At 60.3% G+C, this 20,499-nt stretch carries 20 protein-coding genes and 1 pseudogene; 16 read left to right on the forward strand and 5 right to left on the reverse strand.

The window, feature by feature from the left end; translation table 11 throughout:
* Positions 1–141 precede the first annotated feature (141 nt).
* The 4 genes and pseudogenes from AAEZ10_RS05835 to AAEZ10_RS05850 form a co-directional block, all read left to right on the forward strand.
* Positions 142–1,545: pseudogene (locus AAEZ10_RS05835) on the forward strand (phosphomannomutase/phosphoglucomutase); the annotation flags it as partial.
* Between the two features lie 17 nt (positions 1,546–1,562).
* On the forward strand, positions 1,563–2,468 hold the full coding sequence (argB, locus tag AAEZ10_RS05840; protein WP_016772548.1) for an acetylglutamate kinase: 906 nt from the start codon (positions 1,563–1,565) through the stop codon (positions 2,466–2,468).
* Between the two features lie 436 nt (positions 2,469–2,904).
* Positions 2,905–3,477: a hypothetical protein gene (locus AAEZ10_RS05845; protein ID WP_350568364.1), complete on the forward strand. Its 573-nt coding sequence runs from the start codon at positions 2,905–2,907 to the stop codon at positions 3,475–3,477.
* Positions 3,464–3,847: a hypothetical protein gene (locus AAEZ10_RS05850; protein ID WP_110644510.1), complete on the forward strand. Its 384-nt coding sequence runs from the start codon at positions 3,464–3,466 to the stop codon at positions 3,845–3,847. Before AAEZ10_RS05845 ends, AAEZ10_RS05850 begins: the two co-directional genes overlap by 14 nt.
* Before the next feature lie 140 nt (positions 3,848–3,987).
* On the opposite strand, the gene pyrE is transcribed toward AAEZ10_RS05850, so the two are convergent.
* Positions 3,988–4,632: an orotate phosphoribosyltransferase gene (gene pyrE / locus AAEZ10_RS05855; protein ID WP_016772544.1), complete on the reverse strand. Its 645-nt coding sequence runs from the start codon at positions 4,630–4,632 to the stop codon at positions 3,988–3,990.
* An 82-nt stretch (positions 4,633–4,714) separates the two neighbouring features.
* Between pyrE and crc the strand changes: the two genes are divergently transcribed.
* Positions 4,715–5,494 carry a catabolite repression control protein Crc gene (gene crc / locus AAEZ10_RS05860; RefSeq protein ID WP_016772543.1) on the forward strand — a complete coding sequence of 260 codons (780 nt, stop codon included), beginning with the start codon at positions 4,715–4,717 and terminating at the stop codon, positions 5,492–5,494.
* Positions 5,495–5,561: 67 nt separating this feature from the next.
* Here the strand turns inward: crc and gltS are convergent, their stop codons facing one another.
* From gltS to rph, 3 genes are all read right to left on the reverse strand, one after another.
* The gene (gene gltS, locus AAEZ10_RS05865; RefSeq protein ID WP_243241298.1) at positions 5,562–6,770 is read right to left on the reverse strand and encodes a sodium/glutamate symporter; all 1,209 of its coding nucleotides are present in this window, start codon (positions 6,768–6,770) and stop codon (positions 5,562–5,564) included.
* 370 nt (positions 6,771–7,140) lie between these two features.
* Positions 7,141–7,509: a DUF4870 domain-containing protein gene (locus AAEZ10_RS05870; protein ID WP_016772541.1), complete on the reverse strand. Its 369-nt coding sequence runs from the start codon at positions 7,507–7,509 to the stop codon at positions 7,141–7,143.
* A gap of 24 nt (positions 7,510–7,533) precedes the next feature.
* Positions 7,534–8,256, reverse strand: a complete 723-nt coding sequence (gene rph / locus AAEZ10_RS05875) for a ribonuclease PH (protein WP_024014799.1) — start codon at positions 8,254–8,256, stop codon at positions 7,534–7,536.
* A gap of 268 nt (positions 8,257–8,524) precedes the next feature.
* Between rph and AAEZ10_RS05880 the strand changes: the two genes are divergently transcribed.
* From AAEZ10_RS05880 to AAEZ10_RS05905, 6 genes are all read left to right on the forward strand, one after another.
* On the forward strand, positions 8,525–9,388 hold the full coding sequence (locus tag AAEZ10_RS05880) for a YicC/YloC family endoribonuclease (protein ID WP_016770639.1): 864 nt from the start codon (positions 8,525–8,527) through the stop codon (positions 9,386–9,388).
* 12 nt (positions 9,389–9,400) lie between these two features.
* Entirely contained in the window at positions 9,401–10,021 is a 621-nt protein-coding gene (gene gmk, locus AAEZ10_RS05885; protein ID WP_039757364.1) for a guanylate kinase, read from the forward strand.
* 168 nt (positions 10,022–10,189) lie between these two features.
* A complete protein-coding gene (gene rpoZ, locus AAEZ10_RS05890; RefSeq protein WP_008030604.1) occupies positions 10,190–10,453 on the forward strand; it encodes a DNA-directed RNA polymerase subunit omega in 264 nt (87 codons plus the stop codon).
* A gap of 57 nt (positions 10,454–10,510) precedes the next feature.
* On the forward strand, positions 10,511–12,616 hold the full coding sequence (gene spoT, locus AAEZ10_RS05895; RefSeq protein ID WP_007920338.1) for a bifunctional GTP diphosphokinase/guanosine-3',5'-bis pyrophosphate 3'-pyrophosphohydrolase: 2,106 nt from the start codon (positions 10,511–10,513) through the stop codon (positions 12,614–12,616).
* A gap of 24 nt (positions 12,617–12,640) precedes the next feature.
* On the forward strand, positions 12,641–13,021 hold the full coding sequence (ridA, locus tag AAEZ10_RS05900; RefSeq protein ID WP_014340863.1) for a deaminase RidA: 381 nt from the start codon (positions 12,641–12,643) through the stop codon (positions 13,019–13,021).
* Between the two features lie 65 nt (positions 13,022–13,086).
* On the forward strand, positions 13,087–13,827 hold the full coding sequence (locus AAEZ10_RS05905) for a hypothetical protein (RefSeq protein ID WP_071172109.1): 741 nt from the start codon (positions 13,087–13,089) through the stop codon (positions 13,825–13,827).
* 140 nt (positions 13,828–13,967) lie between these two features.
* Here AAEZ10_RS05905 and AAEZ10_RS05910 read toward each other — a convergent pair whose 3' ends face one another.
* The gene (locus AAEZ10_RS05910) at positions 13,968–14,825 is read right to left on the reverse strand and encodes an SDR family oxidoreductase (protein WP_122748288.1); all 858 of its coding nucleotides are present in this window, start codon (positions 14,823–14,825) and stop codon (positions 13,968–13,970) included.
* A 188-nt stretch (positions 14,826–15,013) separates the two neighbouring features.
* On the opposite strand from AAEZ10_RS05910, the gene exbB reads away from it, so the two are divergent.
* The 5 genes from exbB to recG all read left to right on the forward strand — a co-directional run bounded on the left by exbB (position 15,014) and on the right by recG (position 20,436).
* Entirely contained in the window at positions 15,014–15,967 is a 954-nt protein-coding gene (exbB, locus tag AAEZ10_RS05915; protein ID WP_350568374.1) for a tonB-system energizer ExbB, read from the forward strand.
* A gap of 6 nt (positions 15,968–15,973) precedes the next feature.
* Positions 15,974–16,402: a TonB system transport protein ExbD gene (exbD, locus tag AAEZ10_RS05920; protein WP_016772535.1), complete on the forward strand. Its 429-nt coding sequence runs from the start codon at positions 15,974–15,976 to the stop codon at positions 16,400–16,402.
* Positions 16,399–17,145, forward strand: a complete 747-nt coding sequence (locus AAEZ10_RS05925; RefSeq protein WP_071172106.1) for a TonB family protein — start codon at positions 16,399–16,401, stop codon at positions 17,143–17,145. The genes exbD and AAEZ10_RS05925 overlap by 4 nt, the downstream gene beginning before the upstream one ends.
* A 276-nt stretch (positions 17,146–17,421) precedes the next feature.
* Complete coding sequence (locus tag AAEZ10_RS05930) at positions 17,422–18,351, forward strand: hydrogen peroxide-inducible genes activator (RefSeq protein ID WP_024014805.1); 930 nt, start codon at positions 17,422–17,424, stop codon at positions 18,349–18,351.
* 9 nt (positions 18,352–18,360) lie between these two features.
* On the forward strand, positions 18,361–20,436 hold the full coding sequence (gene recG / locus AAEZ10_RS05935; protein WP_016772532.1) for an ATP-dependent DNA helicase RecG: 2,076 nt from the start codon (positions 18,361–18,363) through the stop codon (positions 20,434–20,436).
* The last annotated feature ends 63 nt before the right edge of the window (positions 20,437–20,499 follow it).

Genomic DNA, 20,499 nt, shown 5'->3' on the forward strand with positions numbered 1-20,499 from the left:
GGCCCAAAGCCACGCCAGCCGGGGCGTCATGGCCCTTTCATAGCACGAACTCTCTGTGGAAAACGCCGTCATACCCTTCAGTTTGAGCCTGCCGTCGAATCATTCGCCGGTCTGTCCCGCCCTTTTCGAGATGGAGCATGTCCACAGATGAGCACCCCCGCCAAGATCGCCCCGAAGCTGCCTGACAGCATTTTCCGCGCCTACGACATTCGTGGCACCGTGCCGGAATTCCTCAATGGTGAAACCGCTTACTGGATCGGCCGTGCCATCGGCTCGCAGAGCCTGGCACAGGGCGAACCGAACGTGTCGGTCGGTCGTGACGGTCGCCTGTCCGGCCCGGAGCTGGTCGCGGAACTCATTCGCGGCATCGCCGAGAGCGGTTGCCACGTCAGCGATGTCGGTCTGGTGCCAACGCCTGCGCTGTATTACGCCGCCAACGTGCTGGCCGGCAAGTCCGGGGTGATGCTCACCGGTAGCCACAATCCGTCGAACTACAACGGCTTCAAAATCGTCATCGCCGGCGACACCCTCGCCAACGAGCAGATTCAAGTGCTCCACGAGCGCATCAAGAACAATGACCTGAGCAGCGGCCAGGGTAGCGTCACTCAGGTCGAAATCCTCGACCGCTACAACACCGAAATCGTCCAGGACATCAAACTCGCTCGTCGCCTGAAAGTCGTGGTCGACTGCGGCAACGGCGCGGCCGGCGTGATCGCCCCGCAACTGATCGAAGCGCTGAACTGCGAAGTCATCCCGCTGTTCTGCGAAGTCGACGGCAACTTCCCTAACCATCACCCGGATCCGGGCAAACCGGAAAACCTTGTCGACCTGATCGCCAAGGTCAAGGAAACCAACGCCGATATCGGCCTGGCCTTCGACGGTGACGGCGACCGCGTCGGCGTGGTGACCAACACCGGCAGTATCGTCTACCCGGATCGTCTGCTGATGCTGTTCGCCCGCGATGTGGTGGCACGCAACCCGGACGCGGAAATCATTTTCGACGTCAAATGCACCCGTCGCCTGGTGCCATTGATCAAGGAATACGGCGGTCGGCCGCTAATGTGGAAGACCGGTCACTCGTTGATCAAAAAGAAAATGAAACAATCCGGCGCGCTGTTGGCCGGCGAAATGAGCGGGCACATCTTCTTCAAGGAGCGCTGGTTCGGTTTCGACGACGGCATCTACAGCGCCGCACGTCTGCTGGAGATCCTCAGCAAGGAAAAATCCACCGCGGAAGAGCTGTTTGCGACCTTCCCGAACGATATTTCCACGCCGGAAATCAATATCCATGTGACCGAAGAGAGCAAATTCAGCATCATTGATGCACTGCACGATGCTCAGTGGGGCGAAGGCGCCGACCTGACCACCATCGACGGCGTGCGGGTCGATTACGCCAAAGGCTGGGGCCTGGTGCGCGCGTCCAACACCACACCGGTGCTGGTGCTGCGCTTCGAGGCCGATGACGAGGCTGAATTGCAGCGCATCAAGGATGTGTTCCACGCCCAACTGAAACGCGTTGCACCTGATCTCCAACTACCGTTCTGATCCACCCGGAGCCCTGAATGACCCTCGAACGCGAAGCCGCCGCCAACACTGCCAAGGTCCTGTCCGAAGCGCTGCCTTACATCCGACGCTATGTCGGCAAGACCCTGGTGATCAAATACGGCGGCAACGCGATGGAAAGCGAGGAGCTGAAAACCGGCTTCGCCCGCGACATCGTGCTGATGAAAGCCGTGGGCATCAACCCGGTGGTCGTGCACGGTGGCGGCCCGCAGATCGGTGATCTGCTCAAGCGCCTGTCGATCGAAAGCCATTTCGTCGACGGCATGCGCGTCACCGACGCGGCGACCATGGACGTGGTGGAAATGGTCCTTGGCGGTCAGGTCAACAAGAGCATCGTCAATCTGATCAACCGCCATGGCGGCAGCGCCATCGGCCTGACCGGTAAGGATGCCGGGCTGATCCGGGCGAAGAAGCTCACCGTCTCCCGCCAGACCCCGGAGATGACCCAACCAGAAATCATCGACATCGGCCATGTCGGCGAAGTCGTCGGCATCAATACCGAGCTGTTGAATCTGCTGGTCAAAGGCAACTTCATCCCGGTCATCGCGCCGATTGGCGTCGGTGAGAACGGCGAGTCGTACAACATCAACGCCGACCTGGTAGCGGGCAAGGTTGCCGAAGCACTGAAAGCTGAAAAGTTGATGCTGCTGACCAACATTGCCGGCCTGATGGACAAGTCGGGCACCGTGCTGACCGGCCTGAGCACGCAGCAGGTCGACGACCTGATCGCCGATGGCACGATCTACGGCGGCATGCTGCCGAAGATCCGCTGCGCACTGGAAGCGGTTCAGGGTGGGGTTGGCAGTTCGTTGATCATCGACGGCCGTGTACCGAACGCGATTCTGCTGGAAATCTTCACTGATACCGGTGTGGGCACGCTGATCAGCAATCGCAAGCGTCCTTGATCGCTAATAGCTGAAAGCAAAAGATCGCAGCCTTCAACAGCTCCTACAGGGATTTCGCACACGCGAGAATCCGCTTTTGTAGGAACTGACGAAGGCTGCGATCTTTTTATGCGCGCAGGAAAAGCCTGACTCCACACAGCGAAACGTCCGACATCCCTTCAGAATAAATCTCCATAGGATCTTCCCCTCATCCAACGGAGATCTTCCCATGCAAAAAAACAGCGTTCCTTACGGCAGTGACATTTCGGCTGGCACTTACGCCTGCGTGGACTGCGGCCGAGAATATTCAGCCCCTTCGCAGACTTCGATGCCGCCCTGCCCTGACTTCACCGAAGCCTCTCACCCACTCAAGGGCTGGAAAGTACTCACCGGCCAAGGAGATGCACCCCAGGATCCCTACCCAGCCGCCAGTGTCAAATAACCGGAGCGGCGACTCATGCAGATCTCGTTCACGATCGACGCCGATGCTTTCGAGCAGGAACAAAAGGAACCGGTAAAAAAGACCTTGCGCATCGGCGACGCTGAAATCGCCCATGCGCTGGAGCGCATCGCCAAAGCCAGCCTGACCGAATACCTGAAAATGCTGGTCGAGGGCGGCATGCCCAGCCGGGCCGACGAAGCCAAGCAAGATCGCCTGCTGTATCTGATTCAGAGTTACTTCGGGCAAACCCTGCCGACCGAATCGCAGATCTCGACGATCTTTCAGCTGACCCAGAGCCAAAGCAAAACCCTGTTGAAAAACACCGTTTCGCGTTTTCGCAACCAGCTCGACGACATCCTGCAGCACAGCATGCGCGCCGTAATCCAGTCCGCCGAGCATGCGCAAAACGTGTTTCTGGTGGTGATCAGCTCGGACGTGATCCGCGATGAATTGAACATGCTCATCACCCAGAACGAGCCGACCTTCAAACCCATCACCAAACGCAAGGGCAGCGCCGGACAATTCGAGATCAGCGAAGATTCCCACGCATTGCTCTCTGCAACGCTGGGTCTGAATGCCGTTCAGTGACATCGTCGCGGTCAGTGGCTTGCTGCTGACCCTGACCACGTTCATGTTCAATCTGGCGTGGCCGGCGCTCAATGAAGCGCTGGCTGAGGATGAATTTCAAAAAGGTTCGCAGGGCCGCAAGCGCAGTCGAGACAAGGTGATGGCTGCTTTCTACTGGCGAGCATTGCCATTGACGTGCACGTTCGTGGCGCTGTTTTACGTTAACTTGCCGGCAGCAGTCGGGATCATGCGCAGCAGCACGCTGGACCTTTGGGATTTCGATGTGGATCGCACGTTGTACGTGATGGTGGTGGTTGCGCTGCTGGTGTTTGCGCTAGTGAACGCTGCATTGGCGCTGAGACTGCTGATGAAATGGCAAAAACTGCGTTGATCACCAACAAAAAAGACCCAACTCAGCCTGCCTGAACCGGGTCTTTTTTCTGTAGGAGCGAGCCTGCTCGCGAAAGCGTAATGTGCCTCACATCGCTGACAGGTGACGGCCATTCGCGAGCAGGCTCGCTCCCACATTGGTCACACGCCAAACTGCGCGCGGTACGCTTCCACGGCTGGCAAATGCTGCTTGAGCTGCGGATCATCGGCGAGGAATTCCAGCACCTGATTCAGCGAGACGATGCTGATCACCGGAATGCCGAAGTCGCGCTCGACTTCCTGGATGGCCGACAATTCGCCGTTGCCACGCTCCTGGCGGTTCAGTGCGATCAGCACACCGGCGGCCTTGGCGCCGTCCTGGGAAGCAATAATCTGCATCACTTCACGAATGGCGGTGCCGGCGGTGATTACGTCGTCGATGATCAAGACTTCGCCAGTCAGCGGTGCGCCAACCAGGCTGCCGCCCTCGCCGTGGGCCTTGGCTTCCTTGCGATTGAAGCACCATGGCAGGTCACGGCCGTGATGTTCGGCCAGCGCAACGGCGGTCGTGGCCGCCAGCGGAATGCCTTTATAAGCCGGGCCAAACAGAACGTCGAAGGAAATGCCGCTCTCGGCGATGGCGGCGGCGTAGAAACGCCCCAGCTGCGCCAGGGCCGAACCCGAGTTGAACAGGCCGGCGTTGAAGAAGTAGGGACTGGTGCGCCCGGACTTCAGGGTGAACTCACCGAAGCGCAAAACGCCGCGATCGATGGCAAAACGAATGAAATCGCGCTGATACGCTTGCATGAAAAAAACCCCAAATACCACGGATTTAGCTAATTAGCTTGACGCCGTGTATCATACACGCACGCGATTTTTGGGGCCATTTATGCGGATCATCAGTGTGAACGTCAATGGTATTCAGGCGGCAGTCGAGCGCGGTTTGCTCAGTTGGCTGCAAGCCCAGAATGCCGACGTCATCTGCCTGCAGGACACCCGTGCCTCCGCCTTTGAACTGGATGACCCAGCCTTCCAACTGGATGGCTACTTCCTTTATGCCTGCGATGCTGAAGTCCCTGCCCAAGGCGGCGTGGCTTTGTATTCGCGGTTGCAACCGAAGGCTGTCATCAGCGGTCTCGGTTTCGAGACGGCCGACCGCTACGGGCGCTACCTGCAAGCAGATTTCGACAAAGTCAGTATTGCCACCTTGCTGTTTCCTTCGGGGATGAACGGCGATGAAGACTTGAACCAGAAGTTCAAGCTCATGGACGATTTCGGCAAGTACCTGGACAAACAGCGACGCAAACGTCGCGAGTACATTTATTGTGGCTCGCTGTACGTTGCGCAGCAGAAACTCGACATCAAGAACTGGCGCGACAGCCAGCAATCTCCAGGCTTCCTGGCGCCGGAACGCGCCTGGATGGACGAGATTGTCGGCAACATGGGCTATGTCGATGCGCTGCGCGAAGTCAGCCGCGAAGGCGACCAGTACAGCTGGTGGCCGGATAACGAACAGGCCGAGATGCTCAATCTGGGCTGGCGTTTCGATTACCAGATCCTGACCCCGGGCCTGCGTCGCTCGGTGCGCAGTGCACGCCTGCCGCGTCAGCCACGGTTCTCGCAGCACGCGCCGTTGATCGTCGACTACGACTGGACGCTGACCATCTAAGCGTCGTATCGCAGCCAAAAAAATGCCCGCATCGTGAGATGCGGGCATTTTTTATGCGCCGTGCTTTCTAGACGGCAGCGAAGAATGGCAAGGCCAGGTACAGCTTGATCACGATGACGTTAACGATATCGATGAAGAACGCTCCTACCATCGGCACTACCAGAAACGCGATCTGCGATGGCCCATAGCGCTGCGTCACCGCTTGCATGTTGGCAATCGCCGTCGGCGTGGCGCCCAGACCGAAGCCGCAATGTCCCGCAGCCAGCACTGCGGCATCGTAGTTGCTGCCCATCACCCGGAACGTCACGAAAATCGCGAACAGCGCCATGACCAGCGCCTGCACGGCCAGGATGATGAAGATCGGCAATGCCAGCGCCGCCAGATCCCAAAGCTTCAGCGACATCAAAGCGATTGCCAGAAACAGCGAGAGGCTGACATTGCCGAGCACGGAAACTTCGCGCTCGAATACCTGATACAAGCCAAGCGCTGACAGACTGTTGCGCAACACCACACCCACAAACAGCACGCAAACAAACGTCGGCAGTTCGAATGCAGTGCCATGCAGCAAGCCATTCAGAAGGTTGCCTGCGAGCAGGCTGACGGCAATAAGCGCCAGCGTCTCGACGAACGAAAACGGCGTGATCGAACGTTCCTTGTTTGGCTGTTCAAAACCTTTCGGCAGTCGCGGCGCTTGCTGGGGACTGCAGCCCGGCACTTCCACGCGCTTGATCAGCAACCGGGCAACGGGCCCACCAATCAGACCACCCAGCACCAGACCGAACGTAGCTGAGGCCAGCGCCAGCTCTGAAGCCGAGGCCAGGCCATATTTCTCGCTGAACACCGCGCCCCATGCAGCGCCAGTGCCGTGGCCGCCGGCCAGCGTGATCGAGCCCGTCAGCAAGCCCATCAAAGGGTCGAGCCCGAGCAGGGTTGCCAACCCGATGCCCATGGCGTTCTGCACCACCAGCAAGCCAATGACCGCCAGCAGGAAGATACCGACAATGCGGCCGCCCTTCTTCAGACTGGCAAGGTCGGCACTCAAGCCAATGGTGGCAAAGAAAGCCAACATTAACGGTGTTTGCAATGATGTATCGAAGCGGACTTCAATATCGAACGTGCGCAATATCAACAGGAGCACGGCAACCACAAGGCCGCCTGCTACCGGTTCAGGAATATTGTAACTTCGCAGAAAGCCGACACGCGTAACAAGTCCGCGTCCGAGCAGCAGTACTAAAGAAGCGGCCACGAGCGTGCCGTAGAAATCGAGCTCAATCATGTGGATTATTCTTGGCTAAGTATTCACGAGGCGAGCGTTTACCTGGGCTCGACGGGTGAACCGGCTGATTTTATCAACACTGATTACTGGGGAATTCAAGTGCCATCGATGGCTTGAACATATCGGAATGTTTCAACCGAAACATTACATCGGGCAACTTTAACAACCAGCTCGCGCCAATAACAAGAACGAGAATAAGCACGCGGTCGATCAGTTGTGACCAAAGATGTAATAGAGAAATATCAGCAAATAAATGCCAAACCGCACATCGACAACAGACTAGTCCTACAACAAAAAACAATTATTGAGTTGCACAAATAAAAATGCCCCGATAAGCCGGGGCATTTCCATATAGCGATACAACAGACTGTTACTTGATCAGTCGCCAAGTGAACGGATATCTGTATGGGAAACCTTCGTTGGCTTTGACCCCTGCAATGATCGTCAGGACCAGTGCCGCGATCGCCAGCAAGCCAAACAGGAAGAAACCAATGATCAGCAGCATGAGCAGGAAGCAGATCATCGAGGCAATGGCGACAGTGATCTGAAAATTCAGCGCCTCTTTACCCTGTGCATCGATGAACGGGTCCTTCTCGCGCTTCATCTGCCAAAGGATCAGCGGCCCGATCAGATTGCCGAACGGAATCCAGATCCCCAGCAAGGCGGACAGGTGACAGAACATTGCCCACTGGCGAACCTCCTGGCTCGGTTTGGGCAGCAACTCTTGCTCGTCACTCATCACGTCCTCCTTGTGGTCAAAACCTCAGTCGGCCAGCGCAGCCTTCTGCAATTCGAAGATTTCGTTCATGCCCTGCTTGGCCAGTTCCAGCATGGCATTGAGCTCATCAGGCTGGAACGGCGCGCCTTCAGCGGTGCCCTGCACTTCGATGAAGCCGCCGGTGCTGGTCATCACCACGTTCAGGTCGGTTTCAGCTGCAGAATCTTCAAGATAGTCCAGATCCAGCACCGGCTCGCCCTGGTACATGCCGACCGAGACCGCACCGATCATCTGCTTGAGCGGGTCACCGCCTTTCAGGCCGCCGCGCTTCTTGATCACTTTCAGGGCATCGACCAGCGCAACCATGGCGCCGGTGATGGACGCGGTGCGAGTACCGCCATCGGCCTGGATCACGTCGCAATCGACGTACAGGGTCACGTCGCCGAGCTTGGACATATCCAGTGCCGCGCGCAGGGAGCGGCCGATCAGGCGCTGGATTTCCAGAGTACGCCCGCCCTGCTTGCCACGACTGGCTTCACGCTGGTTACGCTCGCCGGTGGCGCGTGGCAGCATGCCGTACTCGGCAGTCAACCAGCCCTGGCCCTGGCCTTTGAGGAAGCGCGGCACGCCGTTCTCGACGCTGACAGTGCAGATGACTTTGGTGTCACCGAATTCGACCAGTACGGATCCCTCGGCGTGTTTGGTGTAGTTGCGGGTGATGCGGATCGAGCGGAGCTGATCGGCAGCGCGACCACTTGGACGTTTCATAGGGATACCTGTACTGAGGACGGAAAACTGCCGAGCATTATAGAGCGCTGCACCGCGAGTGGGCACTGGTTAAAACCGCCGGCCGACGACCGAAGCCCCTCAAGCGCGCATAACCGACGGGCTGCAGCGGTTTGTCACACCGTGTGTTTGGGCGCATTCGCCGCACTGCGCTACAATCCTGCGCCTTTGCTGCCAGTCGGCTTAAATTCATTGAAATCGCGCCTGCGAAACAGCGTTTCGCGCCGATCTGCATTGCGAGGTCACCGCCATGGTGCACAGCATGACCGCCTTCGCCCGCGTCGAGAAAGCCGGCGTTCAGGGCACCCTGAGCTGGGAACTGCGCTCGGTCAACAGCCGCTATCTGGAACCGCACCTGCGCTTGCCCGAATCGTTCCGCGACCTCGAAGGCGCCGTGCGTGAAGCGCTGCGTCAGGGCCTGTCGCGGGGCAAACTGGAATGCACGCTGCGCTTCACCGAAGAAAGCACCGGCAAACCGCTGCAAGTGGACCGCGAGCGCGCCGCGCAACTGGTGGCTGCTGCGGAAACCGTTGCCGGGCTGATCAAGAATCCCGCTGCTCTGAATCCGCTGGAAGTGCTGGCCTGGCCCGGCGTGCTGGTGGCCGATGCGACCGACCCGCAGGCGCTGAACGCCGAAGCGCTGGCGCTGTTCAATCAGGGTTTGAAAGATCTGAAGGCTGGCCGCGAGCGCGAAGGCGCGGAGCTGGCTCGCTTGATCAATGACCGCCTGACGTCCATCGAAGAAGACGTGGTGACCCTGCGTGAACTGGTGCCGCAGATGCTCGCCACCCAGCGCCAGAAGGTTCTCGACCGCTTTGCCGACATGAAGGCCGAGCTCGACCCGCAGCGCCTGGAACAGGAAATGGTCATCCTCGCGCAAAAAAGCGACGTGGCCGAAGAACTGGATCGCCTGAGCACTCACATCATCGAAGTTCGCCGGGTGCTCAAGTCCGGCGGTGCCGCCGGGCGGCGTCTGGACTTCCTGATGCAGGAGCTCAACCGCGAAGCCAACACACTGGGCTCCAAAGCCTTCGACCCGCGCAGCACCCAGGCCGCCGTCAACCTCAAGGTGTTGATCGAGCAGATGCGCGAACAAGTGCAGAATATTGAGTAAGGCTACCCTGACATGACCCAACACACCGGCACCCTGTACATCATTTCCGCGCCGTCGGGCGCGGGCAAGAGCAGTCTGGTCAAGGCCTTGACGGACGCCGATCCGGAGATTCGCGTTTCCGTTTCGCACACCACCCGCGCCATGCGCCCGGGCGAAGTGGATGGCGTGAACTACCACTTCGTGACCCGCGAAGAGTTCGTGAAGATGGGCGAGCACGGCGACTTTCTTGAGCGCGCCGAAGTCTTCGGCAACTTCTACGGCACCTCGCAAAGCCGCCTGCAGCAGACCCTGGACGAAGGTCACGACCTGATTCTGGAAATCGACTGGCAAGGCGCCGAGCAAGTGCGCAAGCTGATGCCGCAGGCGCGCTCGATCTTCATCCTGCCGCCGTCGCTGCAAGCCCTGCACCAGCGCCTGACCAACCGTGGCCAGGACAGCGACGAGATCATCGACGGCCGCATGCGCGAGGCGGTCAGCGAGATGAGCCATTACGTCGATTACGATTACTTGATCATCAACGACGATTTCGCCCACGCGCTGGACGATCTGAAAGCGATTTTCCGCGCCAATCAGCTGCAACAGAAACGCCAGCAAGTGCGTTTCGGCAAATTGCTGGCTGAATTGCTCGGCTAAAACAGCACTTCCCAAAATGCCTGCAAGCGCTTTACATTGGTGCTTGCAGCGCGTTGAAGGGTCTGGTCAAAAAATCAGCGCTTCCCTAATCGCTGGTGATTTTTTAAACTGCTCAGTCCGCTCGCCCAACCGGGCAGCGCGCATATTGCATTCGCTCCGAGGAATACCATGGCCCGCGTAACCGTTGAAGACTGCCTAGAACACGTGGAAAACCGCTTTGAGCTGGTCATGCTCTCTACCAAGCGTGCCCGTCAACTGGCCACCGGCGGCAAAGAGCCATTGGTGCAGTGGGAAAACGACAAGCCGACCGTTGTCGCGCTGCGTGAAATTGCTGAAGGCCTGATGAGCTACGAGTTCATCGCCGAGCAGGAAATCGTCCAGGATGAACCGCTGTTCGCAGCGTTCGAGGACGAGTCGAACGAGGCCGTCTAAGCCTATGCCTGGTCGACGTAGCACGGCGCGGGGTCACAGCTTTCGGCAGGAATCATCATGCCGAGCATAGACGCCCTCGCCGATCGCTTATCGACCTACCTCGGCAATGACCAGGTCAACCTGGTCCGCCGAGCGTATTTCTACGCCGAACAAGCCCATGACGGTCAACGCCGTCGCAGCGGCGAGGCGTATGTCACGCATCCTCTTGCCGTGGCCAATATTCTTGCCGACATGCACATGGACCATCAGAGCCTGATGGCCGCGATGCTGCATGACGTGATCGAAGACACCGGTATCGCTAAGGAAGCGCTGCAAGCGCAGTTCGGTGAAACCGTGGCCGAACTGGTCGACGGGGTCAGCAAACTGACCCAGATGAATTTCGAGACCAAGGCCGAAGCCCAGGCGGAAAACTTCCAGAAAATGGCCATGGCCATGGCGCGCGACATCCGGGTGATCCTGGTAAAGCTCGCCGACCGTCTGCACAACATGCGCACGCTGGAAGTGCTGTCCGGCGAAAAGCGCCGGCGCATCGCCAAGGAAACCCTCGAGATCTACGCACCCATCGCCAACCGGCTGGGCATGCACGCGATCCGCATCGAATTCGAAGACCTCGGCTTCAAGGCCATGCACCCGATGCGTTCCGCGCGGATCTACCAGGCGGTCAAGCGCGCCCGGGGCAACCGCAAGGAAATCGTCAACAAGATCGAAGAGTCCCTCGGCCACTGCCTCGCCATCGACGGCATCCAGGGCGAAGTCAGCGGTCGGCAGAAACACCTCTACGGCATCTACAAGAAAATGCGCGGCAAGCGTCGGGCCTTCAACGAAATCATGGACGTCTACGCGTTCCGGATCATCGTCGACAAGGTCGATACCTGCTACCGCGTACTGGGTGCTGTGCATAATTTGTACAAACCGTTGCCGGGGCGCTTCAAGGATTACATCGCGATCCCTAAGGCCAACGGCTACCAGTCGCTGCATACGACGCTGTTCGGCATGCACGGTGTACCGATCGAGATCCAGATCCGTACCCGCGAAATGGAAGAGATGGCCAACAACGGCATCGCCGCCCATTGGCTGTACAAATCCAGCGGCGACGAGCAGCCGAAAGGCACGCACGCCCGCGCCCGCCAATGGGTCAAAGGCGTGCTGGAAATGCAGCAACGCGCCGGCAACTCGCTGGAATTCATCGAAAGCGTGAAGATCGACCTGTTCCCGGACGAGGTCTACGTGTTCACGCCCAAAGGCCGGATCATGGAGCTGCCAAAAGGCTCCACGGCGGTCGATTTTGCTTACGCGGTACACACCGACGTCGGCAACAGCTGCATCGCCTGCCGCATCAACCGTCGTCTCGCGCCGCTGTCCGAACCGCTGCAAAGCGGCTCCACGGTCGAGATCGTCAGCGCCCCCGGCGCACGGCCAAATCCGGCGTGGCTCAACTTCGTCGTTACCGGCAAGGCGCGCACGCACATTCGTCATGCGCTGAAGCTACAACGCCGCTCCGAGTCCATCAGCCTCGGCGAACGCCTGCTGAACAAGGTGCTTAACGGTTTCGACAGCTCGCTGGAGAAGATCCCGGCAGAGCGCGTCAAGGCAATGCTTACCGAGTACCGCCTCGAACTGATCGAAGACCTGCTCGAAGACATCGGCCTGGGCAACCGCATGGCCTACGTGGTCGCCCGCCGCCTGCTTGGCGAAGGCGAACAACTGCCAAGTCCGGAAGGTCCGCTGGCGATTCGCGGCACCGAAGGCCTGGTGCTCAGTTACGCCAAGTGCTGCACGCCGATCCCCGGCGACCCGATTGTCGGTCACCTGTCGGCGGGCAAAGGCATGGTCGTGCACCTGGACAACTGCCGCAACATCAGCGAAATCAGGCACAACCCGGAAAAATGCATCCAGCTCTCGTGGGCCAAGGATGTCACCGGCGAATTCAACGTCGAGCTGCGGGTCGAGCTGGAACATCAGCGTGGCCTGATCGCCCTGCTGGCCAGCAGCGTCAACGCGGCCGACGGCAACATCGAGAAAATCAGCATGGACGAACGCGATGGTCGCATCAGCGTCGTGCAGTTGGTGGTCAGCGTTCACGACCGTGTGCACCTGGCCCGCGTGATCAAGAAACTGCGCGCTTTGACCGGGGTGATCCGCATCACCCGCATGCGTGCATAACCTGCCTATTACAAGGAGTCCTACATGACCAAAACCGTCATCACCAGCGACAAGGCCCCGGCCGCCATCGGCACTTACTCCCAGGCGATCAAGGCAGGCAACACCGTTTACATGTCGGGCCAGATTCCTCTGGACCCGAAAACCATGGAACTGGTTGAGGGCTTCGAAGCCCAGACCGTCCAGGTCTTCGAGAACCTCAAAGCCGTGGCCGAAGCCGCCGGCGGTTCGTTCAAGGACATCGTCAAACTGAACATCTTCCTCACCGACCTGAGCCACTTCGCCAAGGTCAACGAGATCATGGGCAAGTACTTCGACCAGCCATACCCTGCCCGCGCCGCCATTGGCGTGGCCGCCCTGCCGAAGGGTGCGCAGGTTGAAATGGATGCCATTCTGGTCATCGAGTGATGCGCACGGCGCGGCCTCCACGCCGCGCCGACTGCTGCAAGAAAAGGTTTTGAAAGGATTCCACCATGCGCAAAGCGCTAGCTCTCTCGCTGCTCGCCCTGTTTCTCGGCGGCTGCGCCAGCGACCCTGCCGACCGTGACATCAGCGGCACCTGGATCAACCAGGTGGCGATCGATGCCGCCGCCAAGGGCGGTCCCCTGCGTGAAGCGCTGCAGGCTTACGGCCCGAATCTGGAATGGGACGTCAACACCAAGGCCGGTCAGGCCCGCTACACCAACGGTTTTGAGAACGTCGAAGGACGGCTGCTGGGCGAAGAGTCCGGCGCCTGGAAAGTCGACTTCTACGGCAGCTCCGCCAGCGAACTGAAACGCGATGGCGGGCGCCTGCAGCAAGCTGCCAGCGACAACGAACCCGAACAGCTTTTCGATCGCGCACAGATCCCGGTGCCGGAAGGCGCGCCAATCGGGGCCAGCTTCGAACGCGCTCTGTATTCGGCATATCTGGGCGGTAACTGGATCATCGCCAGCGGCCAGGGTGAAGGCGGCACCGTGCAGTTCCAGGCCGACGGCCAGGTGACCGGCCTGCCGGGCGTTGATCGTTATGCCTTGTGTCTGGCCGGCGATTGCGCGTCCATGAGCAATGGCAACGACAGCATGTGGCTGCAACTCAATGGCCAGGGCAACAACTGGATCTTTGTGCGCAAGGGCAAGGAGCTGGAGATTCTGCAGGCAGTGAACGCTGCGCTGGCGGATGAGCAACCGCAGTTCGCCGCAGGTGAGCGCAAGTGGTTGCTGGAGAAACAGTAACCTGCCTCCGAAATCTCAGAAGATCAAATGTGGGAGCGAGCCTGCTCGCGAACGCGGTGGGTCAGTCAAACTGATAATGACTGACATACCGCATTCGCGAGCAGGCTCGCTCCCACAGTGGTATTTGTGTTGCTGGTAATTCAGCACTTACCTTCAAGAATAGCTGCGTAGCCTTCACGGTAGCTGGGATACTTCGGCACCCACCCCAACGCTTTCGCCCGCGCATTGCTGCAACGCTTGCTGCCAGTGCGCCGCACGCTGGCGTCTTCGGCCCATTCAGTCACGCCCAGATACTCGCGCAACCAGCCCACCACTTCGGCCAACGGCGCTGGCGCGTCATCCACACCGATATAGAGCTGGTCCAGCTTGACGCCCTCGCGGTCTTTTTCCAGCAAGAACGCCAGCAGCCCCGCTGCATCATCGGCATGAATCCGATTGCCATACAGCGGCGGCTCGACTGCCACGCGATAGCCGCGACGCACCTGGGTCAGCAGCCACTCGCGCCCCGGACCGTAAATGCCGGTCAGGCGCAGCACGCTAGCCGGGATGCCGCTATTGAGCGCGACCTGCTCGGCTTCGAGCATCAAGCGACCTGAATATCCGGCCGCGACAGTCTCGGAGGTCTCATCCACCCATGCTCCATCCTGCTGGCCGTACACGCTGCTGCTGGACACAAAGATCAGCCGCTCGGGCACTTGACCATAGTCACCCAGCCAGCTCAGCACATTCTGCAAACCCTGCACGTAAGCTTTGCGATAGCCCTCTTCATCGTGATCGGTGGCCGCTGCGCAATACACCAGATAATCCACGGCACCCACCGGCCAGGTCGCCGGGCATTCTTCGCTGAACAGGTCGCCGGCGACGCCGATGACACCCTCCGGCAGCTTGGAAACGTCGCGGCGCAGGCCATGGACTTGCCAGCCAGCCGCCAGCAATTGCGTGGCCAGACGACTGCCGACATCACCACAACCGGCAATCAAAACAGAAGGCGCGGACATCAGAAAACTCCCATCGGAAAGGCACAGACTAGCTCTGGCACAGGACGAACGGCTAGCAATGAAGGAAAAAAAGTTACTCTATTACTTTTGTTAACAAGAATTACTTGCAATAATGCACGCCACTTTTGTTCTCGGCCTCACGAGGCCTGGAAGAGCAACAACGTTTTTCTATCTCAGGTCCGGCCAGCATGACACGTAATCAAACTCCCGCTTCGCCAACCACTCGACCTCGCGCCTGGAGCGCCGTCGCGGCTCTGTTGCTCAGCCTGATGCTGGCACCGACCGCCGCCTTCGCCGACGCCCAAGCGCCCGCCACCCCAGCCGCCACCGAGCAGAGCGCACCCGCTGCCGCTCCGGGTGCACCGGCCGCCACCGATCCGGTGCAGGCTGTCGACGCGGCCGACGTACCTGAAGTCCTCGAAGCCGACAACACCTTGGGCATGGCCCACGACCTGTCGCCGTGGGGCATGTATCAGAACGCCGACATCATCGTGAAAATCGTGATGATCGGTCTGGCCATCGCATCGATCATCACCTGGACTATCTGGATCGCCAAAGGCTTCGAGCTGATGGGCGCCAAGCGTCGTCTGCGTGGCGAAATTGCCGCACTGAAAAAAGCCACCACCCTCAAGGAAGCCAGTGCCACCGCTGGTAAAGAAGGCACCCTCGCCAACCTGCTGGTGCATGACGCGCTCGAAGAGATGCGCCTGTCGGTCAACAGCCGCGAGAAAGAAGGCATCAAGGAGCGCGTCAGCTTCCGCCTTGAGCGCCTCGTAGCGGCCTGCGGTCGCAACATGAGCAGCGGCACCGGCGTCCTCGCCACCATCGGTTCGACCGCGCCGTTCGTCGGCCTGTTCGGTACCGTGTGGGGCATCATGAACTCGTTCATCGGCATCGCCAAAACCCAGACCACCAACCTCGCCGTTGTCGCACCGGGTATCGCTGAAGCCCTGCTGGCCACTGCACTGGGTCTGGTTGCGGCGATTCCTGCGGTGGTGATCTACAACGTCTTCGCCCGCTCCATCGCCGGTTACAAGGCGCAGGTCTCCGATGCCTCGGCAGAAGTCCTGCTGCTGGTCAGCCGCGATCTCGACCACCAGCCTGAGCGCAGCTCGCAGCCGCACATGGTTAAAGTGGGGTAATCGGCCATGGGCCTGCATTTGAAAGAAGGCGCAGACGACGATCTGGCCGAGAACCACGAAATCAACGTCACGCCGTTCATCGACGTGATGCTGGTGCTGTTGATCATCTTCATGGTGGCCGCGCCGTTGGCCACTGTAGACATCAAAGTCGACCTGCCCGCCTCGACCGCCAAACCGGCGCCGCGGCCAGAGAAACCGGTGTTCCTCAGTGTGAAAGCTGACCAGCGCCTGTTCCTCGGTGACGACGAAGTGAAAGCCGAAACCCTCGGCGCCACCCTCGACGCCAAGACTCAGGGCAAGAAAGACACCACGATCTTCTTCCAGGCTGACAAAGGCGTGGATTACGGTGACCTGATGAGCGTGATGGACAGCCTGCGCGCCGCCGGTTACCTGAAGGTCGGCCTGGTAGGTCTCGAGACGGCAGCCAAGAAATGATCACGACGCGCCATAAGCTGACGCGTTACAGCGGTAGCCTGGCCGTGGTGCTGGGCGTGCATGCGCTGGCCATCGCGCTGGCGCTGAACTGGACTGCCCGCCCGCCCATCGAATTGCCGCCGCAGGCAATGATGGTCGAGCTGGCCCCGTTGCCTGCCCCGCCACCGCCGGCTCCGCCGAAAGTCGTCACACCGCCGCAGCCACCGGCTCCGGTGGAAGAATTGCCGATTCCGAAACTGGCTGAAGCACCGAAAGCGGAAATCGCGGTACCCAAACCCAAGCCGAAGCCCAAGCCAAAACCGCCGAAGCCGGTCGAGAAAAAGCTGCCCGAGCCGCCGAAGGAAAAACCTTCCGAGGAGAAACCGGCCGATACCCAGCCGACCCAGGCACCGACGGAGAAATCCGCCCAGCCTGCACCGGGCCCATCGCCAGCTCAAGTGGCGGCTAAGGCCAGTTGGCAAGGCGCCCTGCTCACGCATCTGGCCAAGTACAAGAAGTACCCGCAGAGTGCGCAGTCGCGGGGCAAGGAAGGCTTGAATCGTCTGCGCTTCGTGGTTGATGGCGAAGGTAATGTGCTGTCGTTCGAACTGGTGGGCCGCTCCGGCAATGCTGATCTGGACCGGGCCACCCTGGACATGATCCGCCGCGCCCAACCACTGCCAAAGCCGCCGGCCGACATGCTCAACAACGGCTCGATCGAAATTGTTGCGCCGTTTGTTTATTCGCTCGAACGCCGTCGCTAAGCAACACCGCAATACCTGTGGGAGCGAGCTTGCTCGCGAAGGCGCCAGGTCAGTCAGAGCAGTTTCGTCTGACATACCGCATTCGCGAGCAAGCTCGCTCCCACAAAGTGATGTGCTAACCAGTAGATCCAGCCAAGAGGCACCGAAAGGTGCCTTTTGCGTATCTGCCAGCGGCAAACCGACCTCGACCGGTGTCGCACTCAGCCCGCAGTCTGATAACGTGCGTCTATCGATTGCAGCCGGTATGCTTGGCGCGCATCTTCATGGACGCTTGCTATGACCCTCACAGAATTACGCTACATCGTTACCCTCGCCCAAGAGCAGCACTTCGGCCATGCCGCCGAGCGTTGCCACGTCAGTCAGCCGACGCTGTCGGTGGGCGTGAAGAAACTTGAAGACGAACTCGGTGTGCTGATTTTCGAGCGCAGCAAAAGCGCCGTGCGCCTGACCCCGGTCGGCGAAGGCATCGTCGCCCAGGCGCAAAAAGTCCTGGAACAGGCCCAAGGCATTCGCGAACTGGCCCAGGCCGGCAAGAATCAGCTGACCGCGCCGCTGAAAGTCGGCGCCATCTACACCGTCGGCCCGTATCTGTTCCCGCATCTGATTCCACAACTGCACCGGGTCGCCCCGCAGATGCCGTTGTACATCGAAGAAAACTTTACCCACGTACTGCGCGACAAACTGCGCAACGGCGAGCTCGACGCGATCATCATCGCCCTGCCGTTCAACGAAGCCGACGTGCTGACCCTGCCGCTGTACGACGAGCCGTTCTACGTCCTGATGCCGGCCCAGCACCCGTGGACCAAAAAAGAATCCATCGACGCCGGCCTGCTCAATGACAAGAGTCTGCTGCTGCTCGGTGAAGGCCACTGCTTCCGCGATCAGGTGCTCGAGGCCTGCCCGACGCTGACCAAGGGCAACGACGGCGCCAAGCACACCACGGTGGAATCCAGCTCGCTGGAAACCATTCGCCACATGGTCGCCTCCGGCCTGGGCATCTCGATCCTGCCGCTGTCAGCGGTGGACAGCCATCACTACGCCCCCGGCGTGATCGAAGTGCGCCCACTGACCGCGCCGGTACCGTTCCGCACCGTGGCGATCGCCTGGCGCGCGAGCTTCCCACGGCCGAAAGCCATCGAGATCCTCGCCGACTCCATTCGCCTGTGCTCGGTGGCCAAGCCTGCCGCGCCGGTTACGGCCGGTTAAGCGAGCGTCATGACGGAGCTGTCGCAAGTGTCGGTGACGGCACTCAAGGGTGTCGGCGAGGCCATGGCCGAGAAACTGGCAAAGGTCGGCCTGGAGAATCTGCAGGACGTGCTGTTCCACCTGCCGCTGCGTTATCAGGATCGCACCCGCGTGGTGCCGATCGGTGCGCTGCGACCGGGACAGGACGCCGTGGTTGAAGGCACCGTCAGCGGCGCCGATGTAGTCATGGGTCGCCGCCGCAGCCTGGTCGTGCGCTTGCAGGACGGCACCGGCGGGCTGAGCCTGCGCTTCTACCATTTCAGCAATGCGCAGAAAGAAGGCCTCAAGCGTGGCACGCGGGTTCGCTGCTACGGTGAAGCCCGGCCCGGCGCCTCAGGCCTGGAAATCTATCATCCGGAATACCGCGCGATCACCGGCGATGAACCGCCGCCAGTCGATGAAACCCTGACCCCGGTCTACCCGCTCACCGAAGGCCTGACCCAACAGCGCCTGCGCCAGTTGTGCATGCAGACCCTGACGCTGCTCAAGCCGAGCACCCTGCCCGACTGGCTGCCGACCGAACTCGCCCGCGACTATCAACTGGCGCCGCTGGCCGATGCGATCCGCTATCTGCACAACCCACCCGCCGATGCCGATGTCGATGAGCTCGCCCTCGGCCATCACTGGGCGCAGCATCGCCTGGCTTTCGAAGAACTGCTCACCCATCAACTGTCGCAGCAGCGTCTGCGCGAAAGCATGCGCTCGCTGCGCGCGCCAGCGATGCCGAAAGCCACCAGGCTGCCGCCGAAATACCTGAAGAACCTCGGCTTCAGCCCAACCGGTGCTCAGCAGCGCGTCGGCAATGAAATTGCCTACGACCTCAGCCAGCACGAACCGATGTTGCGCCTGATTCAGGGCGACGTCGGCGCGGGTAAAACCGTGGTTGCCGCCCTCGCCGCGTTGCAGGCGCTGGAGGCCGGTTATCAGGTCGCGCTGATGGCACCGACCGAGATCCTCGCCGAACAGCACTTCATCACCTTCAAGCGCTGGCTCGAACCGCTGGGCATTGAAGTCGCGTGGCTGGCCGGCAAGCTCAAGGGCAAGAATCGCGTCGCCGCGCTGGAACAGATTGCCAGCGGCACGCCAATGGTGGTCGGCACCCACGCGCTGTTTCAGGACGAAGTGCAGTTCAAGAACCTCGCTCTGGTGATCATCGACGAACAGCACCGCTTCGGCGTGCAGCAGCGTTTGGCGCTGCGGCAGAAAGGCGTCGGCGGGCGCATGTGCCCGCACCAACTGATCATGACCGCCACGCCGATTCCACGCACATTGGCGATGAGTGCCTACGCCGACCTCGACACCTCGATCCTCGATGAATTGCCGCCCGGCCGAACCCCGGTCAACACCGTGCTGGTCACCGACACCCGCCGCGTCGAAGTCATCGAACGGGTGCGTAGTGCTTGTGCCGAAGGGCGGCAGGCCTATTGGGTGTGCACGCTGATTGAAGAATCCGAAGAGCTGACTTGCCAGGCCGCCGAAACCACGTTCGAGGACCTCACCGCCGCCCTCGGCGAATTGAAAGTCGGGCTGATTCACGGGCGCATGAAGCCGGCCGAGAAAGCCGCAGTGATGGCCGAGTTCAAGGCCGGCAACCTGCAACTGCTGGTCGCCACCACCGTGATCGAAGTCGGCGTCGACGTGCCCAACGCCAGCCTGATGATCATTGAAAACCCCGAGCGCCTCGGCCTCGCGCAACTGCACCAGTTGCGCGGCCGCGTTGGCCGGGGCAGCGCCGCCAGCCATTGCGTGCTGCTCTACCATCCGCCGCTGTCGCAGATCGGTCGTCAGCGCCTGGGCATCATGCGCGAGACCAACGACGGTTTCGTCATCGCCGAAAAAGACCTCGAACTGCGCGGCCCCGGGGAAATGCTCGGCACCCGCCAGACCGGCCTGCTGCAATTCAAAGTCGCCGACCTGATGCGCGACGCCGACTTATTGCCCGCCGTACGCGATGCTGCCCAGGCTTTGCTGGAGCGCTGGCCGACGCACGTCAGCCCATTGCTTGACCGTTGGCTGCGGCATGGGCAGCAATACGGCCAAGTGTGAGCACCGTCGCAGTTTGTGCAGGATCGTTCCTACAGAGCTGGTTATACTCCTGCCATTGTTTCA

The sequence above is a fragment of the Pseudomonas sp. H26/SER47-MNA-CIBAN-0231 genome (assembly GCF_040310465.1).
Classification (GTDB): Bacteria; Pseudomonadota; Gammaproteobacteria; order Pseudomonadales; family Pseudomonadaceae; genus Aquipseudomonas; species Aquipseudomonas atacamensis.